This window comes from Enterovibrio gelatinilyticus (genome assembly GCF_028683095.1).
Lineage (GTDB): Bacteria > Pseudomonadota > Gammaproteobacteria > Enterobacterales > Vibrionaceae > Enterovibrio > Enterovibrio gelatinilyticus.
In genome coordinates this window covers 174830-185308 of the sequence record NZ_JAJUBC010000009.1, presented here as the reverse complement: position 1 = coordinate 185308, position 10479 = coordinate 174830, and the positions used below count along the sequence as shown (strand labels likewise).

8 protein-coding genes are annotated in these 10479 nt (G+C 46.4%); 5 read left to right on the top strand and 3 right to left on the bottom strand.

Annotation, left to right across the window (positions count from 1 at the left end):
* Window positions 1–504: class II aldolase/adducin family protein (locus LRP50_RS10025; RefSeq protein ID WP_274164323.1), on the top strand; the 504-nt coding region annotated here is incomplete at its 5' end.
* 562 nt (window positions 505–1066) lie between these two features.
* On the top strand, window positions 1067–1945 hold the full coding sequence (locus LRP50_RS10020) for an aldo/keto reductase (RefSeq protein WP_274164322.1): 879 nt from the start codon (window positions 1067–1069) through the stop codon (window positions 1943–1945).
* A gap of 198 nt (window positions 1946–2143) precedes the next feature.
* Here the strand turns inward: LRP50_RS10020 and gcvP are convergent, their stop codons facing one another.
* The 3 genes from gcvP to LRP50_RS10005 all read right to left on the bottom strand — a co-directional run bounded on the left by gcvP (window position 2144) and on the right by LRP50_RS10005 (window position 6949).
* Window positions 2144–5008: an aminomethyl-transferring glycine dehydrogenase gene (gene gcvP, locus LRP50_RS10015; RefSeq protein WP_274164321.1), complete on the bottom strand. Its 2865-nt coding sequence runs from the start codon at window positions 5006–5008 to the stop codon at window positions 2144–2146.
* 15 nt (window positions 5009–5023) lie between these two features.
* Window positions 5024–5401, bottom strand: coding sequence for a glycine cleavage system protein GcvH (gene gcvH, locus LRP50_RS10010; protein ID WP_274164320.1), 378 nt, complete (start codon window positions 5399–5401; stop codon window positions 5024–5026).
* Window positions 5402–5548: 147 nt separating this feature from the next.
* The gene (locus tag LRP50_RS10005) at window positions 5549–6949 is read right to left on the bottom strand and encodes an L-serine ammonia-lyase (RefSeq protein WP_274164319.1); all 1401 of its coding nucleotides are present in this window, start codon (window positions 6947–6949) and stop codon (window positions 5549–5551) included.
* 634 nt (window positions 6950–7583) lie between these two features.
* Here LRP50_RS10005 and LRP50_RS10000 point away from each other — a divergent pair.
* The 3 genes from LRP50_RS10000 (at window position 7584) to LRP50_RS09990 (ending at window position 10454) form a co-directional block, all read left to right on the top strand.
* Window positions 7584–8216 carry a helix-turn-helix domain-containing protein gene (locus LRP50_RS10000; protein ID WP_274164318.1) on the top strand — a complete coding sequence of 211 codons (633 nt, stop codon included), beginning with the start codon at window positions 7584–7586 and terminating at the stop codon, window positions 8214–8216.
* Between the two features lie 86 nt (window positions 8217–8302).
* The gene (gcvT, locus tag LRP50_RS09995) at window positions 8303–9421 is read left to right on the top strand and encodes a glycine cleavage system aminomethyltransferase GcvT (protein ID WP_274164317.1); all 1119 of its coding nucleotides are present in this window, start codon (window positions 8303–8305) and stop codon (window positions 9419–9421) included.
* Between the two features lie 424 nt (window positions 9422–9845).
* Window positions 9846–10454 carry a DNA-J related domain-containing protein gene (locus tag LRP50_RS09990; protein WP_274164316.1) on the top strand — a complete coding sequence of 203 codons (609 nt, stop codon included), beginning with the start codon at window positions 9846–9848 and terminating at the stop codon, window positions 10452–10454.
* The last annotated feature ends 25 nt before the right edge of the window (window positions 10455–10479 follow it).

The following is a 10479-nucleotide window of genomic DNA, read 5'->3' as shown; positions in this document are numbered from 1 at the left end:
AGTAGCCATGAAAAACGTCAACCCCAACGTCTATCATTAATGTCTCTTGAAGGTCAGTTATTGTCCGGTGATAAACCGCAGTGGGATGTTGAGAGTCATCTTTCTATTTATCGCATCAATCCTCAATATCGCGCGATTGTTTCTATGCGTTCTAAGCACATTTCTAGGCTAGCGGATAATGAAAACCTGAATCCGGAAAACGTCTTGCCCGCGTTTGCGCCGTTTGTTTCAATGCGTACGTCAATTTTGCCTTGTATCTCTGTTGCTGATCATAATGACGCGAGCAGTGAATTCTATTTGTTGGCGGAAAAAGCCAGACAACATCATGCTGTGTTGACAACGAATGTAGGTTTAGTTGTGATGGGTGAAGACCTTCAAAATGCGATGCACAATGTTGAAGAATTGGAGGAAACGGCGGCACTACGATTACAGTCTTTAAATGAAAACCTTCAATACCTCAGCAATGAAGAGATAGCTGAAATCCATGCCGTTTTTGCACATTGAAACAAGGATAGATTCTGCTTTTTCAAATCCACAAATAAGTGATTGATCAACACGGTGTTAACTGAAGTGATAATAGTGGGTGGCATAGATACTGATCACGGGTGTGGGAATTTTTGTTATTTATAGTTGAAATGAATGAAAATAAAATAAGTATTTAGTAACAAGACCAAGCATTCATCACTGGTTTTAGGCTGTGACCCTGAGGCTACTAATTACTCATAGTTTACATAATATTTCTGTATTTCATTGTTCGTCTATGCTTCGTGTTAATTATACTAATTCCTCGTCACTATTACCTTGTCATGGACACTGAAAAAATTTAATGACACCATTGTCAGTGGTACGCATGCCTGATGGTAGGTTGTTACGATTTGCCCCCCGTTTTTCTGAGTATTCCATTTAAATGCTTCTACATTTTATTTATACTTCATCGTATGGTTGATGGAGTGTTAAAGCACGTCACATTGGCATTGAACGCCCTAAAGGATAGCCGAGTTAATTATTTTTCAAATGATTAATCCAAGATGAATGAATCCAAAATTTCAAATGTGGGAAAAGTACAATGAATGTAAACATCAATGATCGGCTGATTGCTGGATTCTGGCGAACCTCTCTTTGGGGTAAGTCTTCTAAAGAATTGAATTATTTTATAAATCAGCTTATTGAGTGTGGGATAACTACATTTGATCATGCCTATGTTTATCGTAGCGAAGCCGCTTTTGGCGAGGCTATGGCGCACTCTGCATCCCTTAGAGAGCAGGCCAAAATAATCACGAAATGCGGAATTCGTGGTGTCGGCCCAGGCTCTTTAGATGCAAAAAATACTAGCCATTATGATTCTGACAAATTAACTATCATTAAATCGGTTGATAACTCGCTAAAAGATTTAAAGACTGACTATGTTGATACGTTGCTTTTACATCGTCCTGACTACTTGATGAATGTTCAGGAAGTCAATGAAGCGTTTAATGAATTGAAGAGAAGCGGAAAAGTTAGGGACTTTGGTGTTTCAAATTTTAATGTAACGCAGTTCAATTTGTTGCAAAGCGCCTTGGACGTCAAGCTATGCACCAACCAAATTGAGTTTTCGCCATTTAATACGGAAGCACTTGATAATGGCTTGTTTGATCAGTGTTACAAAAATCAAGTAAGCCCGATGATTTGGTCTTGTTTGGGGGGAGGGAAGCTCTTTGATGAGAGTCATCCTGTTACATCTAGACTAACAAAAGTGTTGAATGAAATTGCAGAGGAAATTGGCGCAGTCTCAATTTCACAAGTTGTGTACGCGTGGGTATTTAAAATGCCATGTCAGCCAAGAATCATTACAGGTTCTAGCAAGATTGAAAATATTTCGCCATTGGTAGATTCAATTCATTTAACTCTATCAAAAGAGCAGTGGTACCAAATTTGGGCCGCTGCTGTGGGTCATGACGTAGCCTAATGTCACTTCAATTCACAGTCAAAAGAACACACTGAGAGAGGCATACTGGAAGCTATCTTAAAGGGATAGTTACCACTCTGTCAGTTGAATACAGTTTTCTGTCGCAAAGCACAATCAAAGAAAACAAAAAGGCGAACCGAGCGGTTCGCCTTTTCTTATTCAAGTCAGGTTTTAACTTGATTGGATGCGATCAGTTGATCACTCTTCCATATAGCTTTCAATGCTTGGGCATGAACAAATCAGGTTACGGTCACCGTAGACGTTATCGACACGGTTAACTGTTGGCCAGTATTTGGCTGCTTTTGCTTGTTCGCTTGGGAAGCAAGCCAGCTCGCGACTGTATGGACGTTCCCATTCGTTCGCCATGAGATCTGCTTGAGTGTGAGGGGCATTAACCAATGGGTTGTTTTCCAAAGGCCATTCACCGTCTTGCACTTTGGCGATTTCTTCACGAATGGCGATCATCGCATCACAGAAACGATCAAGCTCTGCTTTGTCTTCACTTTCCGTTGGCTCAATCATCAGCGTGCCTGCAACAGGGAACGACATGGTTGGCGCGTGGAAACCAAAGTCCATGAGGCGCTTCGCGATGTCTTCTTCTGAAATGCCAGACGCATCTTTAAGCGGACGAATATCGATGATGCACTCGTGCGCAACACGACCATGTGTACCAATGTACAGTACTGGGTAGTATGGGCGTAGACGCTCCATCACGTAGTTTGCGCTTAGGATGGCAATCTTGGTCGCTTCCGTCAGACCTTCTTCGCCCATCATGGCAATGTATGCCCAAGAGATTGGCAAGATTGACGCGCTACCTAGTTGTGCAGCAGATACCGCATAGTTTGAGCCGTCTTCAACGTGACCTGGCAAGAAAGGTGCAAGATGTGATTTCACACCGATTGGACCCATACCAGGGCCGCCACCACCGTGCGGGATACAGAAAGTCTTGTGAAGGTTCAGGTGAGAAACATCTGAGCCGATGAAGCCTGGTGTCGTTAAGCCGACCTGTGCATTCATGTTTGCACCGTCTAGATAAACCTGACCACCAGCTTCATGTACTAATTCACATACTTCTTGAACCGCCTCTTCATACACGCCGTGTGTTGAAGGGTAAGTAATCATGATGCATGACAACTCGTTACGGTGTTTTTCGATCTTCGCTTTCAGATCGTTCACATCGATATTGCCATTGTCATCACAACCTACAACAACCACTTTCATGGAAACCATGGCAGCTGACGCTGGGTTAGTACCATGCGCAGAGCTTGGGATCAGACACACGTTACGCTGTGCATCGCCTCGGCTCTCGTGATAACGCTGAATGGCAATCAAGCCTGCGTATTCGCCCTGTGCGCCAGAGTTTGGCTGAAGCGACATAGCGTCATAGCCAGTGATTTCACACAGCATTTTGTTGAAAGAATCAGCGAGTTCACCGTAACCCAGTGCTTGGTCAGCAGGCACGAACGGGTGCAGCGCACCAAACTCAGGCCACGTTACCGGGATCATCTCTGCAGCAGCGTTTAGCTTCATGGTGCAGCTACCAAGTGGGATCATGCCGTGCGTCAATGAGAAGTCTTTGTTTTCAAGCTTCTTCATATAGCGCATCAACTGCGTTTCACTTTGGTGAGTGTTAAACACTGGGTGAGTCAGGTAATCGCTGGTACGACGGCAAGATTCAGGAATCGCAGCGAACTCATCCGCTTCTACGGAAGAAGCAAATTGCGCGACGTTTGATTCACCTGTCATTGCGGCGACTAATGCGTCGATTTCTTCAAGCGTGGTAGTTTCGTCAAGGCTTAGGCCAAGTTGACCATCAAGCTTGCGCAGGTTGAAGCCTGCATCTTGCGCTTTTTGGAACAAGGCATCCGTGTCTGCGCCTGTGTTCAAGGTGATGGTGTCGAAGAAATCATGGTATGCGAGCGCTACACCTGCGTGGTTAAACGCGGCAGCTGCCAACGCGGTCAGGTGATGTACGCGACGAGCAATTTTCTTCAAGCCTTCTGGACCATGGTAAACAGCGTAGAAAGCCGCCATGTTCGCCAGTAACGCTTGCGCAGTACAGATGTTTGACGTGGCTTTTTCACGGCGAATATGTTGTTCGCGTGTTTGCATTGCCATGCGCAGTGCTTGGTGACCTTTGGTATCAACCGATACGCCAATCACGCGGCCTGGCATGGTGCGTTTGAGTTTGTCACGTGTTGCCATGAATGCAGCATGTGGACCACCAAAGCCCATTGGCACGCCGAATCGTTGTGCCGAACCAATGACAACGTCTGCGCCCATTTCACCCGGTGCTTTTAGTAGGGTTAATGAGAGAAGATCTGTGGCGACAGCGACAAGCGTTTTCTTGGCTTGTGCTGCGGCAATCAAGTCGGTCAAGTCACGAACTTGTCCCGTAGTGCCAGGGTATTGAAGCAGGGCACCAAAAACGTCGTGGGTAGACAAGGTTTCTTCAGGACCAACAATCACATCGAAGCCCATGAATAGGGCACGGGTGTTGATCACATCCAGCGTTTGGGGGTGAACATTGTCTGCTACAAAGAAAGCGTTACTTTTGCTTTTCCCGCCGCGCTTACACAAGGTCATGGCTTCGGCAGCTGCGGTTGCTTCATCCAGCAGAGAGGCGTTCGCCAGATCCATGCCGGTTAAATCCATCACCATTTGTTGGAAGTTCAACAAGGATTCAAGGCGACCTTGAGAAATTTCAGGCTGGTAGGGTGTATAAGCCGTGTACCAACCTGGGTTTTCGAGCACGTTACGCAAAATCGGGTTTGGTGTATGTGTTCCGTAGTAACCTTGACCAATAAAGCTGCGCTTGATGACGTTCTTGCTAGCAATAGCTTTGAGCTTTTGCAGCATGGCGACTTCGCTCAATGCGTCATCAAGTTGAAGTGGTTGTGGCAAACGAATGCCGGCAGGCACGGTTTCTTCAATCAAATGCTCGACGCTGTTGGCGTTAATCGCTTTTAGCATCTCTTTCTGATCGGCTTCACGCGGACCATTATGACGAGTGGCAAACTCAGCATGAGGTTGAAGTTGATCGAGTAGGCGTGATTCTGTCATGACCTTACTCCTGAATTAGTCTTCGATGGTTTCTTGGTAAGCGTCAGCATTCATCAGATGATCAAGGTTGCTGTCATCGGCTAGCTTAATTTTTGCAATCCAGCCGCCTTCAAACGGTTCTTCGTTGATCAACTCTGGGCTGTCATCCAAATTCTCGTTCACTTCAACGACTTCGCCGTTGACTGGACCGTAAATGTCAGATGCTGCTTTTACTGATTCTACAAGAGAAAAGCCTTCGCCTAATTCGACGTCGCTGCCGACTTCTGGCAGATCAACAAAAACGACATCGCCAAGAAGTTGCTGGGCGTGTTCAGAAATGCCGACAGTCACAGTGCCATCGCCATTATCTTTTACCCACTCATGGCTTTTAGAAAACTTCAGGGTTGCATCCATTTTTACATCTCCGTATGAAACGAGTTAATTGTTGTCTATTGCTGAAGCAACAGAAATTCGGGCTTCCTAGGTGTTCAGGTATTTGGGTGTTCAAGTGTTTCCGTTGAACACCCCTGTATTCGTTGTGTTGGTCAATACGCTATATGACTAACAAGCGACGACGTTGATGGCGATGGCGTTTGTCGCCAATCCACCTTGCGACGTTTCTTTGTATTTACTCATCATGTCCAACCCGGTCTCGTGCATGGTTTTAATGACGCTATCGAGCGAAACATGGTGGCTTCCATCGCCATTGAGCGCTAGCCTTGTTGCGTTGATCGCTTTTACTGCGCCCATAGTGTTTCGTTCTATACATGGCACTTGTACTAAGCCATTTATGGGGTCGCAAGTAAGACCGAGGTTGTGCTCCATGCCAATTTCAGCGGCGTTTTCAATCTGTTCGGGTGTTGCATCCATGGCCGCTGCTAACCCTGCTGCTGCCATTGAACAGGCCACTCCAATCTCACCTTGGCAGCCTACTTCAGCCGCAGAAATAGATGCATTGGTTTTGTACAGTGAGCCAATTGCCGCGGCTGTCGCTAAAAATATACGAATGCCTTCGTCATTATTTGGCGAGACAAACTTGTTGTAGTAAGCCAATACCGCGGGAATCACACCGGCTGCGCCGTTTGTGGGGGCGGTAACAACACGCCCGCCAGCCGCGTTTTCTTCATTTACTGCCATGGCATACATGTTGACCCAATCATTGGTGTCGACAGGTAAGCCGTCTGTGTCTTTCTTCAAAATACAATCATGCAATTTTTTAGCGCGTCGTTTTAGCTCTAGTCCGCCTGGTAACACACCATCTTGGGCAACGCCTCGTTCAATGCAGGCAAACATGACTTGCCACAATGCATCAACTTGTTCGTTCACCGTGTCTATCGTTGCCTTTTTATCTTCACGCTTGGCTCGCGCCAATTCGTTGATAAACATGATTTGCGCAATCGATTTTTTTTCACTCTCACAATGCGCGAGCAGTTCAACGGCGCTGCTAAATGGGAAAGGTGGTTGGAAATCAGAGGCGAGTGCATCTGTTTCACCTTTCTTAACGACAAAGCCACCTCCTACAGAAAAATACGTGCAAGAGAGCAGTGCTTCATCGCTTTTTCCAAAGGCCGTCAGTGTCATGCCATTTGGGTGTTCAGGTAGTACTTTGTCGAAATGGAAGACTAAATCAGCCTCCCAGTCGAACGGAATAAAACGATGCCCATCTAGCGGCAACTCTTTGCTGCCTTTGACCATGGCTGCCAGAGTAGGGATGTCGTCTGAGTTAATGGTATCTGGCCATTCCCCCATCAACCCCATGACACATGCAACGTCTGTTGCGTGGCCTTTTCCCGTCAGCGCGAGTGAACCATATAGCTCTACACGTACCTTTTCTACGTTGTGAAGCAGTTCTTGATCACGTAAAGCAGAAGCGAATCGAGCGCTTGCCAACATAGGACCCACGGTGTGGGAGCTTGAAGGGCCAACGCCAATTTTAAACAGGTCAAACATGCTGTGACTCATCGCACGTATCCTTGCTTTGTAGGTTATGCATCGCGGATGTCATCGTAATGACTGATCCGTGTCATGTGTTGTTGCCTTAGCTTCGAACTGTGTTGCTGGTGTGTGTTTCGACACATCACTACTTTGGGTATAGCAACAGTGGTTCGTTATCGTTATTTTGGCGTCAACATTTGCGTAACATACATCTCGAATTTGCGGTCTGCAAAATAAAATTTCCTATAGGAAACCCTGGGTGTGATCTCGTCTACAGTTCTGTGTTTCAACTGCCCGATCATCGTCACTACCATACTCAGCGTACGCAATCGTTTGCCTTTTTACTATTTTGCTGAAAGAATTGCAATTAACAATTACTTTGAAATATTTAATTGACTTTAAAAACAGTGCCTTATGATTTAATCTTGTTGGGTGCGTGTTTTGTGAACGATTTGGGTGTGATGACTGCCGAGACATGACGCACTGGACTTCCTGAGTGAGAGCGCTAAGGTAAATGCACAAGTTTCCTATAGGAAACTTTTTGTTAAAAATGTTAACTTGGCCTTATTGGATAAACGCGATCTCGTGTAAGAATGCCCGTGCTACAAAAACACGAGTAACGCGTCGTGAGAAATCAGTAAGACAAGGTGAGGGACGAATAATGACAGATTCAGATGCACAGGATGTGTATCCGTCAGTAACCATTGAAAGGTCGAATGGTCAAGCGGATGCGCACATAGCACCGTTAAGGCTCGGCGAACGCTTGAAAGAAATTCGAACGGGCAGCGGGCTGACGTTAGAAGAGGCGAGCAAGCTTACCGGCCTAGCGCGATCTACCTTGTCTAAAATTGAAAATGAACAAATCTCGCCTACCTTCCAAGCGATGCAAAAGCTTGCTGCTGGATTGAGTATTGATATTCCACAGCTATTTGCTCCACCGAAGAAGACCAAAGCTATGGGTCGTCGAGACGTTACGCGTGTCAACGAAGGCAAGATGCGACCAACAGGCACTTATGAACATGAATTGTTGGCGTCGCAGTTATCGAATAAGAAAATGTTTCCTTTCAAATCTCGTGTGCGTGCACGTTCTTTTGAAGAGTATGACGGGTGGATTCGCCATGATGGCGAGGAATTTTTGTTAGTACTGGAAGGTAGCATTACTTTCTATTCTGAGTTTTACGAATCGATAGCGCTGAACGAGGGCGATAGCGTTTATTACGACGCAGCGATGGGGCACATGCTTACCTCGGTCAGTGAAGAAGATGCCCTGATTTTATGGGTGACCGCGTCTTAACTGATTGAGACGAAAGATATTAACTCCGCTACGTGAGGTGGCGGGAAGTGACAACGTCGGCTAAAGCCGTGATCATGGAGTGAAACATGTCTCAGGATCTATTGAAAACACCACTACACGATTTGCACATTGAGATGGGTGCGAAAATGGTGCCATTTGCTGGCTATAACATGCCTGTTCAATACGCATTGGGCGTGCGCAAAGAGCACATCCATTGTCGCGAAAATGCTGGCTTGTTTGACGTATCGCACATGGGGCAAGTTCGCCTACACGGTGAAAGTGCGGCGAAAGCATTAGAGGCTTTGGTGCCTGTCGATATTATCGATTTACCATCAGGAAAGCAGCGCTATGCCATGTTTACTAACGATCAGGGCGGCCTGATGGATGACTTGATGGTGGCTAACTTTGGTGATCATCTGTTTGTTGTCGTGAATGCTGCGTGCAAGGACCAAGACATTGCGCATCTTCGTGCCAACCTGCCAAGTGACGTCTCTTTGGAAGTGATTGAAGACCGTGCATTACTGGCATTGCAAGGGCCTAAAGCGGCAGCCATCTTAGCAACAATTAATCCTGCCGTGGCTGACATGGTGTTTATGGATGCTGCTGCGATGGATCTTGGTGGCGTTGAGTGTTTAGTGAGCCGCTCTGGTTATACCGGCGAAGATGGCTATGAGATCTCAGTACCTGCTGACCAAGCTGATGCGTTTGCGCGACAACTGCTCGCGCATGACGACGTTGAATGGATTGGTCTTGGTGCGCGTGATTCATTGCGACTTGAATGTGGTCTGTGTCTATATGGTCATGATATTGACACGACTACAACGCCTGTTGAAGCTAGCCTGCTTTGGGCGATCAGCAAGCCTCGCCGTGCTGACGGTGAGCGTGCTGGTGGATTTCCCGGTGCGGATATCGTGCTTGATCAAATCGCCACTAAAGATGTTTCGCGTAAACGTGTTGGTTTGCTAGGCACGAGCAAAGCCCCTGTTCGAGAAGGCGCAAAATTGTTTGATGCCGACGATAATGAAATCGGTATCGTAACAAGTGGTACGTTTGGACCAACTAAGGGTCAGCCTGTTGCGATGGGCTACGTGACGACCGAGTTAGCCGTATTGGGCACAGAAGTGTATGCGGAAGTACGAGGTAAGAAATTACCAATGGTAATTGAAAAGATGCCATTTGTACCACAGCGCTACTATCGCGGTTAGATTGCGGTTAGCGTAAACCACCGCGTAATTCGCACAACGCGCTTTGAGGTGGCAAAGTAGCGTCAACGTTTTGTCGCCAGTTCTTGCCACCAAGGGTTAACGCTTGTTGAAAGCATGCTGTTGAGTTGCGCAATAAAGAAATAAATAACGAAAGGCCAGAGCGAATGCTCTGGCCTTTTTGCTTAGTTCTCAACCCACTGCAAATCGTCCATTCGTTTTCTGTCAGATTTTTTTTACACCGCGAGTCAAAACTGGCATTTCCTATGCAAAGAATATTGAGTTATTTGTCATTAGCGAAATGAAAAGCAAAGGATGACATTGAGATGTGACGCATTGCAGAACAATGGAATTTTGCGAGCGATTCACAGAAATTTGGATTAATGTCTTATATGTACGACATGATGTCGATAGGAGATATAGCAGTATGCTTGCAGAACAACGGGATGATATTGATAACCCTCTGATCTGGCCAATACTCAGTGTGCTCGAAAGTTCTAATGAGAGCTGGAAAGTTCACTACCTGATGGCTGAACTTCAGAAGAATACCATCATGGACCATTTGGATGATGACCCCCAGCTGGACCTGTTCAAGCGCAATTTCCTTATCATGAACGCGCTTTACCAATTGCAGGAGTCTCTGTTGCCCAATCAATGGCTACAGGTCGAATCCATGGATATTCGTTTGATGTGGCGAGGAGCCGGAGCGGGATTTGTTCAGCATGAGGTGAATCGTGATGATCCTCTGCGTGAATACTACATGGATTGGAAAAACTATGACGCACAAACAGAAGATGTCCGTGAACTTCTGAAGTCTTTCTGGAAACGCTACCAGCAACATGTTGGCCATTGCAGCGAAACGACGGTTGAACGGCGGAATGCACTCAAAGCATTGGGGCTGTCAGACAGTGCAACCAATTCAGAGATCCGTCGTCAGTGGCGAAAAATGGCTTTGAAGTGGCACCCTGATCGCCCTGAAGGAAACGCTGAGACGTTCAGAACCATGTGTGAAGCTTGGCAGAGCCTGAGACTATAGCCTGAGACCAATGGCTTCTTGGTAA

Coding starts and splice junctions, on each gene's coding strand:
- LRP50_RS10020 (WP_274164322.1), top strand. CDS start 1,067: ATGAATGTAAACATCAATGATCGGCTGATTGCTGGATTCTGGCGAACC.
- gcvP (WP_274164321.1), bottom strand. CDS start 5,008: ATGACAGAATCACGCCTACTCGATCAACTTCAACCTCATGCTGAGTTT.
- gcvH (WP_274164320.1), bottom strand. CDS start 5,401: ATGGATGCAACCCTGAAGTTTTCTAAAAGCCATGAGTGGGTAAAAGAT.
- LRP50_RS10005 (WP_274164319.1), bottom strand. CDS start 6,949: ATGAGTCACAGCATGTTTGACCTGTTTAAAATTGGCGTTGGCCCTTCA.
- LRP50_RS10000 (WP_274164318.1), top strand. CDS start 7,584: ATGACAGATTCAGATGCACAGGATGTGTATCCGTCAGTAACCATTGAA.
- gcvT (WP_274164317.1), top strand. CDS start 8,303: ATGTCTCAGGATCTATTGAAAACACCACTACACGATTTGCACATTGAG.
- LRP50_RS09990 (WP_274164316.1), top strand. CDS start 9,846: ATGCTTGCAGAACAACGGGATGATATTGATAACCCTCTGATCTGGCCA.